Source organism: Clostridium paridis, assembly GCF_016765615.1.
Classification (GTDB): domain Bacteria; phylum Bacillota; class Clostridia; order Clostridiales; family Clostridiaceae; genus Clostridium_T; species Clostridium_T paridis.
In genome coordinates, this window is the sequence record NZ_JAESWA010000023.1 from 281642 (window position 1) to 303187 (window position 21546).

Genomic DNA, 21546 nt, shown 5'->3' on the forward strand with positions numbered 1-21546 from the left:
GAGGAGATTATCCTGTCATCATTTGAAACTAAAGGAGTTGTAATTAAAACTCAAGATTTTAAAGAAAATGATAAATTAGTGTGGATATTTACTGAAAAGATAGGCAAGATTACTGCTATTGCAAAAGGTGCAAAAAAAAGTAGAAGTAAATATCTATCGGTTACACTTCCACTATGTTTTGCTGATTACATGCTATTTAGAGGTAAAAATCTATATACTTTATCTGAAGGAAAGATTAATAATTCATTTCAAGGACTACTAGGCAATCTTGAAAAGCTTACATACTCCTCATACCTATGTGAATTGATAGATATATGTTTAGTAGATGAAGAAAGTAACAGAGGATTGTTTAAAGACTTTGTAACTTGCTTATATTTATTAAATACAGATGCAATTGATTATGAACTATTGGTTAGAGCATTTGAACTTAAGATATTAAAGGCAACTGGCTATGCATTAAAATTAGATAATTGTGTATTATGTAATAGCAGGATGAATACTGGAAGCTATATTAGTATATCGAGCTTTGGAGGCGTTTGTGAAAAGTGTGAAAAGGAACATGGAGTTTATATTTCAAAGGGGGCATATAATGCTCTGAGATTCTTGAATTCATTAGATATGGATAAGATGTACAGAGTAAATATCACCCCAGAAATAAAAGAAGAAATTTCAAAAGTCACATCCTTAATTTTTTCATCAAATTATTCCAAAAAACCGAAAAGTTTAGAAATGTTAGATTATATTAAGGAGAGATAAGTATGAGTGAAATATCATTAGAAAAAGTTGATAAAGTTATTGAAAGAACTGGGGTAAGTTATGGAGAGGCTAAAGAAGCTTTAGAAAGTTCTGAAGGTGATGTTTTAGATGCAATAATATATATTGAAAATCTAAAGAAGCAAAGAGAACAAGAAGAAGAAAATAATACTGGAGAAAGTATAGAAGAGTTTAAAGCATACTTAAAGGATTTAATTAATAAGGGGAATGTAACTAGAATTAAGATTAAGAAAGATGAAAAAGTAATTGTTGATGTTCCAGTAAATGCTGGTATTGCAGCTGGAGTTATAGGTATAATACTTCCTCAACTAATGGCTATTGGAGTTATTGCAGCTATTGTTACAAAAATAACAGTTGAGATCACAAAGGAAAATGGCGAAGTAGAAGTTGTGAATAAGTATATAAAAGGAGCGTATGAGGATATAAAATATAAAGCTACAGATGCCTATGATATTATAAGAAATAAAGTGAATGATATGAAAAGTGGTGTTAAAGGAACTGCTTATAAAGCTAAAAAAGGAGATTCTTCAGACGAAAAGTTTTATACTTATACAGTTAAATTTGATGATGAAGAATAAAAAAATTACACCATTATCTAAAATGGAGAAAATGAAAGCAATTTAGCATTAATTGGACGTAAAATAAACTGGTGAGGGAATATTCAGTAAATTTGGTTGATTTTTCAGAAAATTTAGTATAGTAAAACTATTAATACATGATATAATAATCATGTGAATAGCAACGCAAGTTTGAATAGTCTGAATATTCCCAAAGCTAAAAAGAGAGGGATTACTGTGAAATTTTCAAATAGGCAAGAAGAAATAATTAGACTAGTAAAAGAGGGACAGCCTATTACATCAGAGGCAATAGCAGAAAAATTAGGACTTACAAGAGCGGCATTAAGACCAGACCTATCAGTTTTAACCATGATGGGAATATTGGATGCAAGACCAAAAGTAGGATATGTTTATTCATCAAATCCTTCAAGAAGTCTAGTATATGATTACATTTCCAACATTAAAGCTAAGGATATCATGTCTAAGCCAGCGATAGTTTCAGAAGAAACTATGGTTTATGATGCTATTGTATATCTTTTCTTGAAGGATGTTGGAACTCTTTTTGTTGAAAACGATGGAAATTTGACAGGTGCGGTTTCAAGAAAAGATTTTCTTAAAATTGCAATTGGCGGTACTGATATTCACAAAGTACCCGTTGGGGTAATTATGACTAGAATGCCTAACATAATATATGCAAGAACAGATGATACTGCCTTTAGTATTGCACAGAAGATAATTGGGCATGAAATTGATAGTATACCTATTATTGAAAAAGAAACTAGGGATGGTAGAGACATAATAAGAATAGTTGGAAAAGTATCTAAAACAAACATAACAAAGTTATTTGTAAGATTAGGAGATAGCTAATCATAAATAGCTAAATACAGAATTAAAGCACTATGGTAGATAATATGGGTATTTGTATCAATAACAAAATAAATAAGGGTAAGTTCAGCTAATAAGTGTGTCTAATATGCAATTAATTAATTTTTTTAGTTGAATCCTTTAAGTTAATGTGAAACTTTCGGGGCTATAACTGATTCCCGTTAGTATATATAACAATAATTTTTGTATTGAACGGAGGAATATTGAGATGGAGAAAAATAAGTACGTATACCTTTTTAGCGAAGGTGACGCATCAATGAAAAACCTTTTAGGTGGTAAAGGAGCTAATTTAGCTGAAATGACTAAAATAGGAATACCTGTACCACAAGGTTTTACAGTAACAACTGAAGCTTGTAACAAATATTATGAAGATGGAAGAGTTATAGCTAAAGAAGTTATTGATCAAATAGAAGAAAAAATGAGTGAACTTGAAAAAATATCTGGCAAAGAATTCGGAAGTATTGATAACCCTCTATTAGTTTCAGTAAGATCTGGAGCAAGAGCATCAATGCCAGGTATGATGGATACAATCCTAAATCTTGGATTAAATGATGAAACTGTAGAAACTATGGCTAAGCTAACAAATAATGTTAGATTTGCATATGATTCATATAGAAGATTTATTCAAATGTTCTCTGATGTTGTTATGGGTGTAGAAAAGAGAATGTTCGAAGATCTTATTGATGAAATGAAAGAAGAAAATCATGTTCATTATGATACAGATTTAACAGCTGAAAATTTAAAAGAATTAGTTAAGAGATATAAGAATTTATATAAAAAGGAAAAAGGAACAGATTTTCCACAAGAACCAAAAGCTCAATTGATTGAAGCTGTAACTGCAGTATTCAGATCATGGGATAATCCTAGAGCTATAGTTTACAGAAGATTGAATGATATTCCTAGTGCTTGGGGAACAGCTGTAAACGTTCAAGAAATGGTATTTGGTAATAAAGGAGAAACATCAGGTACTGGGGTTGCATTCTCAAGAAACCCTTCAACTGGTGAAAATCTAATATATGGAGAATATCTAATGAATGCTCAAGGTGAAGACGTTGTTGCAGGTATTAGAACACCTCGTCCAATATCAGAATTAAATGATCAAAATGCAGAAATATATACTCAATTTGAAAACATAGTAAATACATTAGAAGATCACTATAGTGATATGCAAGATATGGAGTTTACTATAGAAGAAGGAAAACTATACTTCTTACAAACTAGAAATGGTAAGAGAACTGCTCAAGCAGCTTTAAAGATTGCAGTTGATTTAGTTGAAGAAGGAGTTCTTTCTAAGGAAGAAGCTATTCTAAAAGTTGAACCAAAACAATTAGATTCTTTACTTCATCCTAACTTTGATGAAAAAGAAATTAAAAATACAGACGCTATAGCTAAGGGGTTACCAGCATCTCCAGGAGCAGCTTGTGGTAAAATAGCATTTACTGCAGAAGAAGCTAAGGAAAGAGCTGAAAAAGGTGAAAAAGTAGTATTGGTTAGATTAGAGACTTCACCAGAAGATATAGAAGGTATGATTGCAGCAGAAGGTATACTTACTGTAAGAGGCGGTATGACTTCTCATGCAGCAGTTGTTGCTAGAGGAATGGGAACTTGCTGTGTAGCTGGATGTGGAGCTCTTAAAGTAAATGAAACAGCTAGAACAGTAGAAGTAGAAGGAAAAGTATTAACTTCAGAAGATTGGATATCTATAGATGGATCAACAGGAAATATTTATCCAACAGCATTAAAGACTGTAGCACCTGAAATATCAGGATACTTCGCTACATTTATGGGATGGGCAGATGAAATAAGAAAGTTAAAAGTAAGAACTAACGCTGATACTCCAAGAGATACAAAGCAAGCAGTTGAATTTGGAGCTGAAGGTGTAGGATTATGTAGAACTGAGCATATGTTCTTTGCTGAAGATAGAATAATGGCAGTAAGAGAAATGATCGTTGCTAAGACTGAAGAACAAAGAAGAAAAGCACTTGAAAAATTACTTCCAATGCAAAGAGAAGATTTCGTTGGAATCTACGAAGCATTAGAAGGAAGACCAGCAACTATCAGATTCTTAGATCCACCACTACATGAATTCCTTCCACATGCTGATGAAGATATAAGAGCATTAGCAAATGAAATGGGATTAACTTTTGAAGAATTAAAAGCAACTGTAGAAAGCCTACATGAATTCAATCCAATGATGGGTCATAGAGGATGTCGTCTTGCAGTATCATATCCAGAAATTGCAGAAATGCAAACAAGAGCAGTAATTGAAGCTGCAATTGAAGTTAAGAACAAAAAGGGTTATGATGTTGTTCCAGAAATCATGATTCCATTAGTTGGGGAAATTAAAGAACTTAAGTATGTTAAAGATGTAGTAGTTCATACAATAGAACAAGTTCTTGCAGAAAAGAATGTAGAACTTAAATATAAAGTAGGAACTATGATTGAAATACCAAGAGCAGCTATTACAGCTGACGAAATAGCTAAGGAAGCAGAATTCTTCTCATTTGGAACAAATGACTTAACTCAAATGACATTTGGTTTCTCAAGAGATGATGCAGCTAAATTCTTAAATGCATACTATGAAAAGAAAATATATGAATCAGATCCATTTGCTAAGTTAGACCAAACTGGAGTTGGAAGCTTAGTAAGAATAGCAGTTGAAAAAGGAAGATCAACAAGACCAGATATTAAATTAGGTATATGTGGAGAACATGGTGGAGATCCATCATCAGTTGAATTCTGTCATGATCTTGGATTAGATTATGTAAGTTGTTCACCATTTAGAGTACCTTTAGCTAGACTTGCAGCAGCTCAAGCACAAGTTAAAAATAAAAGATAATATGTAATAAATTAAAAGGCTTCAAGATTAATTCTTGAAGCCTTTAAATTTCTAGGTTATAATATTTATTCATAGCAGATATAATTGAGTTTGAAAAACTAACTTGATAGTCAGTTTTATTTACAACTTTTAATAGCAGAGTCATAAAAGAGGTTTTATTGCATTTCTTTATATTCTTATAGTAATCTCTAGATAACTTCCAATACTTTTGAGGGAATATTAAATAGGCTAGAATATACTTAATATCATCTTTTGTTAATGGATTAACTGAAATATAATTATTGAGACAAGATATAGCTAGTTCTAGATCCCATTTTGTGTTATTTCGTTTAAGAAGTCTCCTTAAAAAGTAGGATAGATCTTTTGCAACATAATCGTATTTACATTTATCGAAATCAATTACTTTAACAACGTTATCTTCAGAGATAAGTATATTCTTGTTTACATAATCACCGTGACATAGAGATACAGTTAAGTTGTTATTATTTACAGAGGATAATATCTCTAAGGATTGTTTAGCTAACATAAGGTTATCATCAAAATGTGTTAAGAATACTTTTGAAAATTTATCTTTATAATTAAAAGCAGAGTTTGAACATTTTATCAAATCAGAAAAGTGCTTTTGAATAGATATGTAATAATTATCAAAACCTTTTCTTATGCTTGAGCCATTAATAGGAATAAAGTTTTTGCCGCAATTATGCATTAAAGCTAAATTCTGAATAGATAGTATAATTTGTTCTAGGTTATCAAAGTCACATTTCTCTCCAGTAAGCCAAGGTGTCAATATGAAAATCATTCCTTTATAAATAACGTATCTACCTTTTGAATTAGTTGGTAAAAGTTTCGGAACAATAATTCCTTTTTTACTATACCACTCGATAGCAGAATAAACGTATAGCAAATCCATTTCATTATAATAAACTTTTTTTAAACAAAAATCTCCATGGTCAGTGGTTATTTTAAAAACTGCACGTTGCTTTTCGGTATCTTTAAATTTAACTGGGGTAACTTCACAACTATAAATATTATAGTGGGACAAGATGTTATCTTTTATTTCTTCAACACTTAAGAGTTGAGCCTGTTTCTTAAGAGCTTCCTTTGGCATAAAACCTCTCCTTATTAAATGCTTATATTTATAAGATATTAGTTGGTTTTTAAAATTATTCTAATAATAATTAATTAAAATATAATTAAAGGAGATATAATGCACTAAATAATTTACACTTCGTCACCATGAGATGCAATATGATTTTTGCATATAGATACATAAATATTATTGTTTTTATAAACTATATATAAGAGAAAAATGAAGGAATTTAATGTTTCATATAGAATAAATTAATAAGAGGTGAATTATATGAATATAAGAGAAAAAATAGAAAGAAATGAAGAGTTGACTCTAATAAATGAAGCCTCCTTCTCCAAAAAGACAAAGGGAAGAAAAATGCAAGAAGAAAAAGATTTGACTAGAACTGATTATATGATAGATAGGGATAGAATACTTCATTCGAAATCTTTTAGAAGACTTAAGCATAAAACACAAGTATACATTAAAACTTTCGGAGACCATTATAGAACAAGACTTACTCACACACTAGAGGTTTCACAAATTGGGAGAACAATAGCAGCTGGTATAGGCTTAAATGAGACTCTAGTTGAAGCGATGACACTTGGACATGATTTAGGGCATGTAGCATTTGCACATAATGGAGAAGAGGTGTTAGCTAAGTTTTTGCCTGGTGGGTTTAGACACAATGAACAAAGTGTTAGGGTTGTTGAAAGATTAGAGAAGAATGGCGAAGGCTTGAATCTCACTGAAGAAGTTTTAGATGGAATTTTACATCATAGTGGCTTCTCGAATGGAAGGGCTGATGCTAAGACATTAGAGGGACAGGTGCTTAAATATAGTGATAAAATTGCTTACATAAATCATGATATAGATGACTCAATCAGGGCGGGTTTATTGACTGAAGATATGCTGCCTAAAGAATTGATAAAAGTTCTTGGTGATTGTCATGGTGAAAGAATAGAAACTTTGGTTAATGATTGTATCAATAACACGTTAGATAATATATCAAAAGGAATAGTTAAAGTGAGCTTAAGTGAAGAAATAGGATCAGCTATGGCAGAACTTAGAAAGTTTATGTTTCAAAATGTATATTTAGGTGATGTGTTAAAAGTAGAGAGAAATAAAGCTAAGTTTGTACTAGAGCATGTAATTAATCATTATTATAAAAATCCTGATGAAATGCCGGAAATTTATAGGAATATAGCTGAGACAGAAGGGCTTCATAGAGGAGTTGCAGATTATATTGCCGGAATGAGTGATGATTATTGCTTAAATTTGTTCAATAACATTTATGTTCCAAAGTTTGTAATTTACTAAAAAAATTAGGAATAATACTATAGAATTATTGGTAAAATAAGTGTTGTCGCTATAAAATTAATAATTATCACTAAAATATTTTAATTATATTTCAGTAAAATTTTTAAAAAAATAATAAAAAAAATTTTTTTATGAAGGAATTAATATTTTTTTGTCGAATATAAAGTAAATTGTTGAAAAAAATTAATAGTAAGGAGGGGAACTCCTTGCAGATTCAAGAATCACTCATTGAGAGAATCAAGGAAGAAAATGATATTGTTGATATCATTTCAGAAACTGTAAGGCTTAAGAGATCTGGTAGAAATTACACGGGATTATGTCCATTTCATAGTGAAAAATCCCCCAGCTTTTCCGTATCACAGGATAAACAAATTTATAAATGCTTTGGTTGTGGAGAAGCAGGCAATGTTATTACATTTGTAATGAAAAGCAGAAAGTTAGACTTTATTGAAGCATTAAAAATTCTGGCCGATAGAGCTAACATTCCTCTGAATTTAGAAAATAAAGAGAATAGTGCAGCTGCAAGTAAAAAAGAATTAATGTATAAGATTAATACAGAGGCAGCTAGATTCTATTTTTCTAATCTCTTTAATGATAAAGAGGCTATGAGCTATTTTCAAAATAGAGGTTTATCAATTAAGACTATAAGAAGTTTTGGGTTAGGATTTTCCAAAAATCAATGGAATAATTTAATGAATTTCTTAAAAAGAAAAGGATACAAAGAAGAGATTTTAGAATCATTAGGACTTATCATTAAGTCAGAAAAAACAGGTAACTATTATGATAGGTTTAGAAACAGAGTGATGTTCCCAGTTTTTGATTTTAGGGGACGGATTATTGGATTTGGAGGAAGAGTACTAGATGACTCTAAACCAAAGTATTTAAATTCTCCAGATAGTCTTATTTTCTCAAAGGGAACAAATCTTTACGGACTAAATTTTGCAATAAAAGATGGTCTTCCAGAAAGATACTTTGTAATAGTTGAGGGATATATGGATTGTATTTCTTTGCATCAACATGGTATCAAAAATGCGGTAGCCTCATTAGGAACTGCTCTTACGACAAATCAAGCTAGATTAATGAAAAGATATGCTGACAAAGTAATAATATCTTATGATGCTGATTTAGCAGGTCAGAATGCTACATTAAGAGGATTGGATATATTAAAAAATGCAGGCTTCGATGTAAGAGTATTAACAGTACCACAAGGTAAAGATCCTGATGAATATATTAGAAGTAATGGAAAAGAAGCCTTTATGAATTTAATTGAAGGAGCACTACCTCTAATTGAGTATAGGCTTAAAAAAGTAAAGGAAGGAATTAATTTTTCAAATAATGAAGATGTAATACTGTATAGTCAAAGAGTTACGGAGATTTTAGCAGAATTAAATCCAGTAGAAAAAGATGTGTATGTGAAAAAAATATCTGAAGAAACAGGTATAAGAGAACAGGCATTATATGACCAACTTTCTGATAATATGACGAAATTCCAAAAAGAAGAGTATTCTATGAATAATAAGGAAGAAAATGGAACAAAATCATATATAGAGCCTGCATACTTAAAAGGCGAAAGAGCATTACTTAAATTAATGCTTAAGGATGAATATTTCAACTTTATCCTTGAGAATATTACTGAGAGTGAATTAATACTTAAAGCTCATAGGGAAATATATGGATTAATAGTAATTGCAAAGACTGAAAAGAAGAATGGGTTAGAAAGCTATGTTGAAAATAATTGTAAAACAGTAGATGCTCAGAAGGAATGGATTGAGATTGAAGAAATGGATATCTTTGATGAGAATATGGAAACATCTATAAAAGATTATATATACAACATAAGAAAACATAGACTTGATATAAGAAAAGAAGATGTAAAAAGAAGTCTAAAGGAAAGTGAAGATAAAGGCGTGTTTGAGGAAACAATTAGCTTAGCAAAAGAGTTAAAAGATATAGATATAGAGCTCAAAAGATTAAAAAGAGGTTAGTGGAGATAGCGGAAGGAGGTAAATAAATGACTGAAAAAGTAACGAAAGCAGTGGGAAAACAAGATAAAGGTGTGGAATTAAAAGATAAAAGTGCTAGAATGACGGTTGTTAAAAAACTTATAGAAAAAGGGAAGAAAAATGGAACCCTTACTTATAAAGAAATTATGGATGAGTTAGACGAGATAGATTTAAGTCCAGAACAAATAGAAAAGATATATGAAGTATTAGAGTCTATGAGTATCGAGGTAATGGGTGATATTGGTGAGACTGAAATTGAAGAGGATTTAGAACTTACAATTCCAGAAGGTATTGCAATTGATGATCCAGTTAGAATGTATTTAAAAGAAATAGGTAAAGTTCCGCTATTGTCCTCAGAAGAAGAAATAGTTTTAGCACAAAGAATAGAGAACGGTGATCCGTATGCTAAGAAAAAACTTGCAGAAGCTAACTTGAGATTGGTTGTTTCTATAGCAAAAAGGTATGTTGGAAGAGGAATGTTATTTCTAGATCTTATTCAAGAAGGAAATTTAGGATTAATCAAAGCCGTTGAAAAATTCGACTTTACAAAAGGATTTAAGTTTTCAACATATGCAACATGGTGGATAAGACAGGCGATTACTAGAGCCATAGCTGACCAAGCAAGGACTATTAGAATACCAGTTCATATGGTTGAAACAATTAATAAATTAATAAGAGTTCAAAGACAATTACTACAAGAATTAGGAAGAGATCCTTTCCCAGAGGAAATCTCAAAGGTTATGGATTTGCCAGTTGAAAAAGTTAGAGAGATACAAAAAATTGCTCAAGAACCAGTTTCTTTAGAAACTCCAATAGGAGAAGAAGAAGATTCTCACTTAGGAGACTTTATTCCAGATGATGATGCTCCAGCACCAGCTGAGCAAGCTGCATTCACAATGCTTAAAGAGCAATTAATTAATGTTTTAGATACCTTAACCCCTAGAGAAGAAAAGGTGTTAAGACTTAGATTTGGTTTAGATGATGGAAGAGCGAGAACTCTTGAAGAAGTTGGTAAGGAGTTTAACGTAACAAGAGAAAGAATTAGACAAATTGAAGCTAAGGCTCTTAGAAAGTTAAGACATCCAAGCAGAAGTAAAAAATTAAAAGACTATTTAGATTAAAAAAATTAGCACCTTTAGGGTGCTAATTTTTTTAATAACATATGGAAAAAAATTACTGCAACAGGCATTTTATAAGATTTTTTTATAATACTATGCTATAATAAAATTTGAGGTGATTTTCATGAAGGAATTTAAACCTAAAAAAAGTATAGTTATACTTGAAATATTTATATATTTAATACTAGCAAATGCTGCGTTATTTTTAATGTCTAAATTTGTGGATTCGTATGTAGAGATAAATTTATTTAAAGTATTAGTAGGAATGTTTGATATATATTGTTTATATTATATATTTCTAACAGGATCACTAAAGTATTTTATTAATGAAAGAGGAATAGTTATAAGTACTTTATTCGGTATAAGAAAGATTAATATAGATTTTAATACAATAGATGGATACTATACAGTATCAGGAGCCATAAAAGGTTTTAAGTTAACAGGCTTTGGAAGATTCAGATATGCTTTTGGAAGGTATGTAATAGAGAATGTAGGTGTAACACATATGTTTGCAACGTCAAGCAGTGAATTAGTATACATTCATACAAATAGTATGTCTTATGCAATATCACCAATTGAAGCTAATGAATTTGTAGATTCACTTAAAACAAAAGGAAAAGAATTTAAGACGTTTAAAATAAACAAAAATAAACATACCGAAATTTATAAAGATAAGAAGGTATTTATTCCGTTCATCTTAGTAACAATAATAATTATTGTTATGATATTAGTACCATTCCTTTTATATCTTAGCAATAAACTTCCTGTACAAATGCCGTTAAGTTTTGATTCGAATTTCTACCCATTAGTACAGGGGACAGGCAAAAATTTTGCCTTTAAGCAAATGTCATATGGGGTATTGAATATGATAATTCTTGTATGTATGTATTATGCATCATATTTTCACGCAAAATATGATAAGAAATCAGCATACAAATATATTTATATATCTTTAGCAATTGCATTAACATTTCTAATAGTTCAGATTAGAATATTAAATAATTTCATGTAGGCAGGAGTAATTATGGAGTTAAGCCAAAGATTAAAGTGTATAATTCAAAATATGAATAAATGCCAAAGTATAATTGATGTAGGAACAGATCATGGATATATACCAATTCATGCAGTTGAAAATGGAATAGTAGACTTTGCTATTGCATCTGATATTAATAAAGGACCAAAGGAGAAAGCAGAAAGAAATGTTAGACTACTTGGGTTATCAGATAAGATAGAATGCAGATTAGGGGCAGGTCTTAATACTGTAAAGGAAAAAGAAGTTGAAGCAGTAATTATGGCTGGAATGGGCGGAAATTTGATTAGAGATATAATCATTCAGGATATTAATAAAGTGAAGTATTTTAAATACATGATTTTAATGCCTGCTCAAAATCCAGAAATTTTAAGGGAATTTTTATATAATAATTCCTTTGAAATAATAAAGGAAGACCTATGCTTTGAAGATGGTATTTTTTATGAAGTATTTAAAGTAAGATATAGTGAACAAGCAATAAATGATAATATGGATGCATTTGATTATGAATTTAGTCCAATACTTATAAAGGATAAACATAAATTACTTAAAGATTTTGCAGAAAGTAAAATAAGTAAATATACAGCAATTCTTTCATATATAAATGATGATAGTCCTGGAGCAAGAATTAGAAAAAGCGAGATAGAAAAGAAGATTCTGAGGATAAAGGAGATTGCTATATGAAGGTAAATGATATTATTGATGTGATGGAGAATATAGCACCACCATTTTTAAAAGAGGATTATGATAATGTTGGTCTTATGGTAGGAAGTAGAGAAGCAGAGGTATCTAAAATACTTATTGCCTTAGATGCTACTCTTGAAGTTATTGAGGAAGCAAAAGAATTGGGGGCTGAATTAATAATAACTCATCATCCGTTGCTTTTTAGAAAGCCATCAAGTATAACAGATGATACTTTGCTTGGTAAAAAGATAATATCTTTAATTAAAAACAATATAAGCTTATATTCGAGTCATACTAATTTTGATTCAGTAAAAGGCGGCTTAAATGATAAGATAGTTGAATTATTGGGTTTTGAGAGTAAAGAAATAATGAGTCCAATTAATATTAAGGGTTTCAATGAAAGTGGACTTGGAAGAATAATAGAATTAGGTGAGGGGATTTCTCTTGAAGAATTAAATAATAGAATAAAATCTTCACTTAGAATAAGAAATTTAAGATGTGTAATAGGCAATAATAGGCCAATTAAGAGGATAGCGATAATAAATGGAAGTGGTCAAGATTTCTTCGCGTTAGCATATAGTAAAAATGTAGATTGTATAATAACTGGAGATACTACATATCATTATGCTAGTGATTATAGAGAGATGGGTGTTAATATAATGGATATAGGCCATTATGGAAGTGAATGGCCAGTATTTGTAGCCTTATCTGAGAAAATAAAACAAAATTTAGAAAGTAAAGTAGAAATAATTATTTCTAAAAAAACTATGGATCCTTATGATTTCTTTTAGCTTAGAAAAAATTCTAAGCTTTTTTTATTATATTATAATAACAATAGATAAAGTAATCATAATATATAAAAACAATATATTTATCGAGGGAAAAATGGGAAAAAAGAAAGATAGTAGGTATAAGCCTGGTATTGGCTATATGAGAGGAACAATAGATGACTTAACTGAAGAGTCAAAGAAGTTTTTTCATGATGTTAAAGATAATTATAACCCGTCTAAAGTTAAAAAAAGCTTTAGTGGATTTTCTAATTCGTTTTTAAGAGGGTTTGGGCTCGGCGGCATTAGAGGTTGTGGATGTGGAAGAAGGCGCTTTGGATCAATAAAGTTAGGGATATATATAGGTTTATTTTTGTTTCTAGTTTTTTGTGGACTTAGGCTTTCAGCTATAATATTAGTAATGTTATTAATTATAGCTTTAGAATTTTGCTGATTATTCCAAAAATTTTTCCAAATAAAATAATTTGCAAAAGGAAAATATATATGTTAAGATAATTCTTGCGAGTAAGCCAGACAATCGCTGCTAGTTTTAACTAGGAGAGGAAAGTCCGAGCTCCGTAGGGCAGGGTGCTGGTTAATTGCCAGTGGAGGTGACTCTAAGGAAAGTGCAACAGAGATATACCGCCTAGTTTTTTGCTAGGTAAGGATGGAAAGGTGAGGTAAGAGCTCACCAGCATATAGGTGACTATATGGCTATGTAAACCCCACCTGGAGCAAGACCGAATAGAGAGGCATATGGGATTGCCCGTCCCGCCTCTGGGTGTGTCGCTTGAGCTTATTGGTAACAATAGGCCTAGATAGATGATTGTCAAATACAGAACTCGGCTTATAGACTTATCTCGCCTTGTTAAATCAAGTGCTCAGGAAGAAGAGAAGCGAAAACTTCCGACATTCTTCCTACATTGATTTATTTATTAATAATAAGTAATTAAACTTGATAATTTTTCAGTTGCAGACTTTTGCATGTCTGTAGAAACATGAGAATATATATTTAGGGTTGTGCTGATATCTGAGTGACCAAGTCGCGATTGGATAACTTTGAAATCAATACCCTGTTGAAGAAGTAAGGTTGCATTGGTATGGCGAATATCATGAAATCTTACTTTTTTATTTATATTTAAATCTTTAATTAATCTACTAAACTTTAAAGTAAAGTAATTAGGATGAACATATTTTCCACTTTCCCAAGTAAATATAAAATTCTTCTTTTCATCATTAAACATATTTTCTTCGTACAAATTACCATATTTCAGCTTATTAGTAGATTGAACTATTTTATGTTTTTTTAATCTTTCTAATAAATCATTGGATATATATATACTCCTTTTACTTTCTTCAGTCTTAGGAGTCCCCAAAAGAACATTATTGTTTGTATAGATAAGATTATTTTTTATTTTTATAACATTGTTCTCAAAATCAATATCATCCCATTCTAATCCTGCTAATTCACCACGTCTTAACCCAAGTTCTAAGACTGTAAGTAAAGCTAAGTGAAACATATAATCTCCATAGCTGTCTTTATCAAGTTTATTAAGTAGTAAGTTGAATTCTTCAATAGTTAATGTATTTGCAGTAAATTTATCTCTTTTAGGCCTTTCAACGAACTTACACATATTATCATTAATAACTTGTAGCCTTACAGCTCTATTAAGAGAAGAATTAATTACTCCATATATTGCTTGTAGGGTAGAGTTACTTAAATTTTTATCATTTTTTAATTTCTTCTTTTTTTCAGATTGAAGAGCATTTTCTATGTGGATGGCTTTTAAATCCTTTAATAATATATTGCCCAAATGTGGCTTTATATTATTTTTATATAATTCTTTATATCTTTCATAAGTATTTATTTTTCTATTCTCTTTAATGAAGTTTTCTAACCAATCAGTTATATATTCATCAAATGTTAGTTTCTTAGGTTCTACATAACCGTTATTATATTTATACATAGCATCATTTAGAGCCTCTAGTGCTTCTTTTTTAGTATTTCCACCACTTCGTTCTATGCGCTTCCTCTTTCCATCTACTTCTGAAACTTCAAAGGAATAATACCATTTTGATCCCTTTTTCCTCACACTTCCTTGCATATTAACACCTCCGTATCCAATTCTAAAGAATTAGCCGAGTTTTTCCCACTGGTAATATTATCCCCTTTCGGTATACAGTCAACTTCTTTATTTTTAATATATACAACGTTTCCATTTACTTTAATACATAAGATATTCGCCTCCAGCACAATAATCCCCCCAGTATAACCAAATACAATTGAATGCTCTGATTTTTAAAATTTTAGCACAATAAAAAGTTATTAAAGAATCGTTAACAAATATTATACTATTATACATAATATAACGAAAACAATTAACATGTGCAAACATAATTGGAAATATTTAATAAATTTGTCATAAAACAGAGAAAGAAAAAATATGTAGTATTGTATATATCAATACTACATATTTTTTTCTTTTTTAGCCTTTTCAATTAACTTATCTACATCAAAACCAACGTTTCTTAACTGATTGATTAATAGTTCTACTTCTTCAGGTGACAAATCATGAGGATAGTTTTTATGTATTTCAACCTCTATCTCATCACCATTTACATTAGCTTTATAGGTTTTTGCTTCAGGGTTATCAGTTCTGCATAAGAGGTAATCTATGGATACGTCAAAATAATCTGCTAATTTAATTAACATACCTTTATCAGGAAACCTATCATCGCTTTCCCATTTAGCAACACCAACATTTGTTACATTGAATATCTTTCCTAATTGTGCTTGAGTTAATTCTTTATTTAATCTTAATTGTTTTAATCTTTTACCAAAACTATCCATAAAATCTCCTCCTTTCTCAATTATAACAATATGCTAATAAATTAAAATATAATTTAGCAAAGTGTATATTATTTTGCGAAAATTATAAAACTTTTATTGACATTAGCAAATTGCTAAGTTAGTATAAAAATATAAATATTAGCAAATTGCTAAGGTTAAAATTTAATATGGAGGTGGATAGATGAATAAAAAATTAGTAGCTTATAGAAAAATGCTTGATATTACTCAACTTCAAATGGCACAAGAAATAGGAGTAAGCCTTACAACTTATAATCATAAGGAAACAGGTAAAAAAGAGTTTAATCAAAGTGAAATGGTTTCTATAACAGATATAATAAAGGCAAAAGTACCAAACGTAACTATGGATGAAATTTTTTTTAACAATAGAATTGGCAATTTGCTAAATAAAGTTTTATAGATAGTTTATACAATTTGCAAACTAAAAAACTAGGGAAAAGATGGGTGCTAGGAATTTGTTCTTTGGAGGAATTTCTGATGATTTTAAAAACAAAAGAATATAGAAAAATAAACAAGTTATCAATAAGTCAATTAAGTTATAAAAGCAAAGTTGCAAGAAGTTATATTTCTGAACTAGAGGAAGGGAAATATGATAATCCAGGAATTCAAGTAGTATGTAAACTATGTAAGGCTCTAAAAATTACGCCTAATGATTTAATTAATGAAGAATTATGGAAGTGGGGAGATTAAGATGGAACAAATACTTTATACAGTTTCAGAAGTATCTGAACTATTGAAAATAAATAAAAATGCAGTTTATGAATTGCTTAAGAAGAGAAGGCTTCAAGGATTAAAACTTGGAAGTATGAAAGTCACTAGGAGTGAGTTATTAAGATTTCTAGAAGAGAACACAGGAAATGATTTATCAAATTTAGATGATGTTAAAGAACTAACTTTTTAATAAAAAAGAGACTTTTTAGAAAAATCATATTGTATCTACAGCTAAAGTTAAGGAGAGAATGATTTTGAATATTAAGATCTTACAAGCGTACATTCGAAGATGTGAAAATATGAAAATAGAACCAACTTGGAATGGCTTAAAAAACTTCAAGTGGTTTTATTTTTAATGGGGGGGAAGAGGAGATGGCAGATAATAAGCGCTATTACTATTTAAAATTAAAGGATAACTTTTTTGATACTGAAGAAATAAGGATATTAGAAAGTTTACCTAATGGAATATTCTACTCGAATTTGTTAATTAAGTTATATTTAAAATCTTTAAAGTTTGATGGAGCACTTAAATTCAATGATTTTATACCATACGATGAACAGATGATCTCAACAATAACAAATTTAAATATCGATATTGTTAAAAGTGGTCTTAATATATTAAATTCTATGAAGCTTATAGAACGTTTAGATGATGGAACAATATATTTGATGAACATACAGAGCTTTATAGGAAAATCAAGCAGTGAAGCAGATAGAAAGAGACTATATAGAGAAAAAATAGAAGAAGAAAAACTATTAATAGTTCAAGGGAAAAGTTCTACTGATGGACAAATGTCACAAGCGTGTCCTGATGATGTACCTAAAACTAATGGGACAATTTTTGGCAAACATCCTCCAGAGAAAGAGAGAGAGGATAAAGTTAAAGAGTTAGAATTAGAGTATAAAGATAAAGAGAAAGAAAAGGAAAAGAAGGTTAATAGTAAAAGCATGAATTTAGATGAACTCTCTCTAAATCTTCTCTCTTATTTTCAAAACATAGCAGGGAATATAGGAGAAGTATCATTATCAGCACTAAAGGTGGCTATAGCAAATCACGGATTTGATTATGTAAAGATGGCAATAGATACTGCTTTAGAAAAAAATAAACTCACCATTACTTATATTAATGGCATTTTAAGAAATTGGCTTAAAGAAGGATATCCAATGAAAGGAGATACTACTTTTAATGGAGGCACTAGAGAGGATATTGAAACAGATCAAGGAGAGAAATATCAATACAAACAACATGAAGGAAGAAGGCTTTCAGAAGAGGAGCGAAGAGAAATTAGTCAAGAAATCTTATAATTGTGGAAAGTGTAATGATACTGGGTGGATATTAGCACCTCAAGAACATAGCGCTCCAATAGCTATTAGTTGTAGCTGCAGAGAATTAGATAGAATAAAAACTGATTGGGAAAGATCAGGAATAAAAACAGAACAAAGTAATCTTACATTTTCAAATTTTTGCATATGGAATGAAAGTTCAGGAAGAGCTAAAGATATAGCTTTAGCATATTATAAGGATTTTAACTCAATAAGAAGAACAAGAAAAAACAGCATCCTCTTCTGTGGACAAGTTGGAAGCGGAAAGTCTCACTTGTCCATTGCTTTAGCTTTGAACTTTTTGAGGAAGAATGTCAAGGTTGTGTACATGCCGTATAGAGATGCCATTATGAAGATTAAGCAAAATATAATGGATGATGAATACTATCAGAAAATTATTTCAAAATATCAGCTGGCAGAAGTGCTTCTAATTGATGATTTGTTTAAGGGAAAGATCAGTGAATCAGATATAAGTATAATTTTTGAAATTTTGAATTACAGATACTTAAATAATCTTCCAATCATCGTAAGTACTGAATGTGTTGTAGATAAGCTTCTTTATATTGATGAGGCAATTGGTTCAAGGATATATGAAATGAGTAAGGATTATATAATGGAGATTGGAAAAGGTAAGGAAAATAATTATAGACTTAGGTAGAAGAGGGAAGATCTTAAATGAAACTAGAGATTCAGTATGATTAAAGCAGGAGAAATCCTGCTTTTTTATAAGGTGATTAGGTTTAACACTGAAAATATTGTGAATCAAATATGTTCTTGAAAATTTAATAATGTGATATTGAAATATGTTATAATTTACTAATAGGTAAATATTAATTTATCGCGATGTTTATTAAATTATGATGAAAACTTATAAACACTTATTGTACAAATCAGAATTTGGAGGACTAATTATGACGAAGAGAACTATTGCAACAAACCGGGAAGTAATTATTAAAGATGAAACAGGAGCTATGGTTAATATCGATTATACTTGTCCATACTGTCATTATAACACTGGTGAACTAATAACCATCGGAGCTGGTGACGTTGACAAAATTGATAGCGGTTTCGAAACGGATCAAGTTTGTGGTGTCTGCGGAAAAGATTTAATAATTGAGTGTCGATAATTAAGCTTGGGATTTTCCTCAAGTGCTTTGCGACATACTTGATGATGATAATTCCCCAAAGGTTCAGGATGTTACAAATACTGTTTCCGGATTATCTGTTGGTGGCAAACCGACTGAAAAACATGATGATGTTTTGTGCTACTTACAGCTTCGCTTCCGCTTATTGCACTTATTGTGGGAGCGATATTAGGAGATACATCTAATTGGTCGAAGAAACTATTAAAATGAAATTTATTGAGGTGAGTTTATATGGGAATTCCTGTTGGGCATCCTTTTTTCGGTAATCAATATACTGATGGTGGTTACAAACCCGGCACATTTAAGTATGTTCCTGAAATAGCTGAGAACGTTGTTGATTATTCTTCAGCACTGGTTTCTGAGAACACTGATAAAGCTACTACTAAAATAGTAACAAGACAGAATCCAAAGAATCTAATTCCGAAAAAGCTCAATACCAAGGGTATTAGTAAAAATGCGTTAATCGCTTTGGGTATTGGATTAGTTGCTACTGTAGGTGGGTACTTTGCTTATAAACACATAAGTAAAAAAAATAAAGTTAAAAAAAACGCTCTGCAATCCGTCGAATTGAGTCATGTAGGTACTTGCATATATTGTGGTCAACCTCTAAATGGATCAACATACGTTCCGGAAAGTGAAGACAATAGTCAAAAGGCATACATTATTTGCAAAAATTGTGGAGAGCAAAACTTTGCATGGTATCCCGACGAAAACGACTCGTCTAGCAAAGATTTTGAAAACCAAAATGAATAAGAGTGTGTAAAAAATATGCAAAGCTGTAATTTGAAACTCGCAAATAATTAAAAGGAGGATATAATATGGTATCTTATGGATGTGGTAAAGGTTGTGGGGTTGACATGGAATATATAGGTAACGGAGATTGGAAATGTCCTACCTGTGGTCGTGTTATTGCTTTTGGAGAACCTGATGAAGAAGATGATGATAACGGAGAAACGCTTAGCTTATGGGATGCAGCAGATATCTATTTATCACGAGGTTTTGATGAGGACTATCGATTTGGCTACACACATGAGGAGCTAATGAAAGCACTTGGTAAATGGTAGTTTGTAAATTGTGTAATGTGACTTTAGGTTCAATTTGAAAAATACAAAGCAAGGTAAATTCAAATTTATAACTTAATATAAACTCCTAAAAAGAAAATAAAAATTCCAAAATCATATTATTCAAAATCATATATGAATAATATGATTTTTTACTACTTATTACAAAAATGATGTGCTTATTTATTATTTAATGTTGTTGTCCAGCCAAAGTATAATGAAGTAATTCAAAGGAGGTTTTAAAAATATTTCACTTTAGTCTAAAGGCATAGACTATAACATAGTTCAAAAAGTTCTTTGTTTCTAATCCTCTTATTTAATTTATTTATGATTATATAGTTTTCAGCAGAACTATTTGAACTATACCCATAAGGAAACTTTGGACAACCTTATCAGCTACTGCTCCGGAGCAGCTTTATTTGGAGTAGCAGATAATCTAGTCCAAAGCAGATAATCCGCTTAGGCGTAATTCGGTAAAAGGTTCTTGTTGGCTACAACATATATATTTGTATTTTATTATCTTTGTCATATGGACCAACTTATACAAGTGAACCATTTGACCTTGGTACCATAAAGGAATCTTTGGACAAGCGTATATTTGTTTTATGGGGTATTCCTTTGGGGGACAAAAATAAGCTTGTCCAAAGTAAAAAAAGAAAAAAGAAAGCTTGTACCATTGAAGTTCATTTAGTTGTTATAGTGCTATTAATTTATAACAGGAATAAGTATAGTATGATATTAGTATATACACTATTGATACATTACCAATATATTTAGATTTTGGCACTTTAACTGCCACCCCAAAAAGTACAAGCTCCTGTCTAGTATTTCTAAGCTTGCATAAGTCTCTCCTTTAAATCCGAGCCTTCTACAAACTAAGAACTATACGACTTTAGCTGGTCCTTTATTTGGGTCCCCGGCAGAGTGCGTGAGGGTAGACATGCTCCCTGCAGAAATCTTTCATGGACATGCATTAAAAAGACATGTCCATATAAGATTTCACAGCAAGACAAGTCCACCCTTTCTTTGTATTTCACTGGGGTCTTTTTTAGGTATTCCTTATGGGTCCTTTTGGCTGAATTAAACTAATGATGAGAATGAATTAGAGTTTTCGAGCTATTTTGTACCTCCCACCCACCCCCTACAAAATAACACGAAAATAGAAAAAATAACTTTTATTTCAATAAAACAATATTGAAAACTGTAGTTATTTATATACTATGTCATCTGTCTTTTATATAATGTAATTAATAGATGAATCGAATATGTCATGAAGTAAAAGTTATTTGTACAATATAAAAATAATGGTAACCTGTAGAGACTTATGATGAGGAGATTAATATCTTATTAGACACATAGATGCGATGATATTATATATCTGGAAGGATTGG

Annotated in this window: 22 protein-coding genes and 1 other RNA gene; 20 read left to right on the plus strand and 3 right to left on the minus strand. The window is 30.5% G+C overall.

Annotated elements, in window-relative coordinates; all coding sequences use genetic code 11:
* Positions 1-6: 6 nt before the first annotated feature.
* The 4 genes from recO (at position 7) to ppdK (ending at position 5055) form a co-directional block, all read left to right on the plus strand.
* Positions 7-756, plus strand: a complete 750-nt coding sequence (gene recO, locus JK634_RS14470) for a DNA repair protein RecO (RefSeq protein WP_420839048.1) — start codon at positions 7-9, stop codon at positions 754-756.
* A 2-nt stretch (positions 757-758) separates the two neighbouring features.
* A complete protein-coding gene (locus JK634_RS14475) occupies positions 759-1352 on the plus strand; it encodes a DUF4342 domain-containing protein (protein ID WP_202768384.1) in 594 nt (197 codons plus the stop codon).
* A 216-nt stretch (positions 1353-1568) separates the two neighbouring features.
* Positions 1569-2198 (plus strand): transcriptional regulator CcpN, encoded by a 630-nt coding sequence (gene ccpN, locus JK634_RS14480; protein WP_202768385.1) that lies wholly within the window; start codon positions 1569-1571, stop codon positions 2196-2198.
* A 226-nt stretch (positions 2199-2424) separates the two neighbouring features.
* Positions 2425-5055 carry a pyruvate, phosphate dikinase gene (gene ppdK, locus JK634_RS14485; RefSeq protein ID WP_202768386.1) on the plus strand — a complete coding sequence of 877 codons (2631 nt, stop codon included), beginning with the start codon at positions 2425-2427 and terminating at the stop codon, positions 5053-5055.
* A 43-nt stretch (positions 5056-5098) separates the two neighbouring features.
* Here the strand turns inward: ppdK and JK634_RS14490 are convergent, their stop codons facing one another.
* Positions 5099-6163 carry a CotS family spore coat protein gene (locus JK634_RS14490; protein WP_202768387.1) on the minus strand — a complete coding sequence of 355 codons (1065 nt, stop codon included), beginning with the start codon at positions 6161-6163 and terminating at the stop codon, positions 5099-5101.
* A 252-nt stretch (positions 6164-6415) separates the two neighbouring features.
* Between JK634_RS14490 and JK634_RS14495 the strand changes: the two genes are divergently transcribed.
* The 8 genes from JK634_RS14495 (at position 6416) to rnpB (ending at position 13913) form a co-directional block, all read left to right on the plus strand.
* Positions 6416-7444, plus strand: a complete 1029-nt coding sequence (locus tag JK634_RS14495; protein WP_202768388.1) for a deoxyguanosinetriphosphate triphosphohydrolase — start codon at positions 6416-6418, stop codon at positions 7442-7444.
* A 206-nt stretch (positions 7445-7650) separates the two neighbouring features.
* Positions 7651-9429, plus strand: coding sequence for a DNA primase (dnaG, locus tag JK634_RS14500; RefSeq protein ID WP_202768389.1), 1779 nt, complete (start codon positions 7651-7653; stop codon positions 9427-9429).
* Between the two features lie 26 nt (positions 9430-9455).
* Positions 9456-10568, plus strand: a complete 1113-nt coding sequence (gene rpoD / locus JK634_RS14505; RefSeq protein WP_202768390.1) for an RNA polymerase sigma factor RpoD — start codon at positions 9456-9458, stop codon at positions 10566-10568.
* 121 nt (positions 10569-10689) lie between these two features.
* Positions 10690-11577 (plus strand): PH domain-containing protein, encoded by an 888-nt coding sequence (locus JK634_RS14510; RefSeq protein WP_202768391.1) that lies wholly within the window; start codon positions 10690-10692, stop codon positions 11575-11577.
* A gap of 12 nt (positions 11578-11589) precedes the next feature.
* Positions 11590-12279: a tRNA (adenine(22)-N(1))-methyltransferase gene (locus tag JK634_RS14515; protein WP_202768392.1), complete on the plus strand. Its 690-nt coding sequence runs from the start codon at positions 11590-11592 to the stop codon at positions 12277-12279.
* Complete coding sequence (locus tag JK634_RS14520; protein ID WP_202768393.1) at positions 12276-13070, plus strand: Nif3-like dinuclear metal center hexameric protein; 795 nt, start codon at positions 12276-12278, stop codon at positions 13068-13070. Before JK634_RS14515 ends, JK634_RS14520 begins: the two co-directional genes overlap by 4 nt.
* Before the next feature lie 94 nt (positions 13071-13164).
* Entirely contained in the window at positions 13165-13500 is a 336-nt protein-coding gene (locus tag JK634_RS14525; protein WP_202768394.1) for a hypothetical protein, read from the plus strand.
* A 68-nt stretch (positions 13501-13568) separates the two neighbouring features.
* An RNA gene (gene rnpB / locus JK634_RS14530) (RNase P RNA component class A) lies at positions 13569-13913 on the plus strand.
* 68 nt (positions 13914-13981) lie between these two features.
* Here rnpB and JK634_RS14535 read toward each other — a convergent pair.
* Positions 13982-15151, minus strand: coding sequence for a tyrosine-type recombinase/integrase (locus JK634_RS14535; RefSeq protein WP_202768395.1), 1170 nt, complete (start codon positions 15149-15151; stop codon positions 13982-13984).
* Between the two features lie 362 nt (positions 15152-15513).
* Positions 15514-15897 carry a helix-turn-helix domain-containing protein gene (locus JK634_RS14540; RefSeq protein ID WP_202768396.1) on the minus strand — a complete coding sequence of 128 codons (384 nt, stop codon included), beginning with the start codon at positions 15895-15897 and terminating at the stop codon, positions 15514-15516.
* Positions 15898-16078: 181 nt separating this feature from the next.
* Between JK634_RS14540 and JK634_RS14545 the strand changes: the two genes are divergently transcribed.
* The 8 genes from JK634_RS14545 to JK634_RS14580 all read left to right on the plus strand — a co-directional run bounded on the left by JK634_RS14545 (position 16079) and on the right by JK634_RS14580 (position 20158).
* Complete coding sequence (locus JK634_RS14545) at positions 16079-16315, plus strand: helix-turn-helix transcriptional regulator (RefSeq protein ID WP_202768397.1); 237 nt, start codon at positions 16079-16081, stop codon at positions 16313-16315.
* Between the two features lie 74 nt (positions 16316-16389).
* Positions 16390-16605, plus strand: a complete 216-nt coding sequence (locus JK634_RS14550; protein WP_202768762.1) for a helix-turn-helix transcriptional regulator — start codon at positions 16390-16392, stop codon at positions 16603-16605.
* 1 nt (position 16606) lies between these two features.
* Positions 16607-16816 carry a helix-turn-helix domain-containing protein gene (locus JK634_RS14555; protein WP_202768398.1) on the plus strand — a complete coding sequence of 70 codons (210 nt, stop codon included), beginning with the start codon at positions 16607-16609 and terminating at the stop codon, positions 16814-16816.
* A gap of 182 nt (positions 16817-16998) precedes the next feature.
* Complete coding sequence (locus tag JK634_RS14560) at positions 16999-17931, plus strand: phage replisome organizer N-terminal domain-containing protein (protein WP_202768399.1); 933 nt, start codon at positions 16999-17001, stop codon at positions 17929-17931.
* Positions 17873-18607, plus strand: a complete 735-nt coding sequence (locus tag JK634_RS14565) for an ATP-binding protein (protein ID WP_202768400.1) — start codon at positions 17873-17875, stop codon at positions 18605-18607. The genes JK634_RS14560 and JK634_RS14565 overlap by 59 nt, the downstream gene beginning before the upstream one ends.
* A 253-nt stretch (positions 18608-18860) precedes the next feature.
* A complete protein-coding gene (locus tag JK634_RS14570; RefSeq protein WP_202768401.1) occupies positions 18861-19076 on the plus strand; it encodes a hypothetical protein in 216 nt (71 codons plus the stop codon).
* Between the two features lie 249 nt (positions 19077-19325).
* Positions 19326-19847, plus strand: a complete 522-nt coding sequence (locus tag JK634_RS14575) for a hypothetical protein (protein ID WP_202768402.1) — start codon at positions 19326-19328, stop codon at positions 19845-19847.
* Positions 19848-19912: 65 nt separating this feature from the next.
* A complete protein-coding gene (locus JK634_RS14580; protein WP_202768403.1) occupies positions 19913-20158 on the plus strand; it encodes a hypothetical protein in 246 nt (81 codons plus the stop codon).
* Positions 20159-21546 lie beyond the last annotated feature (1388 nt).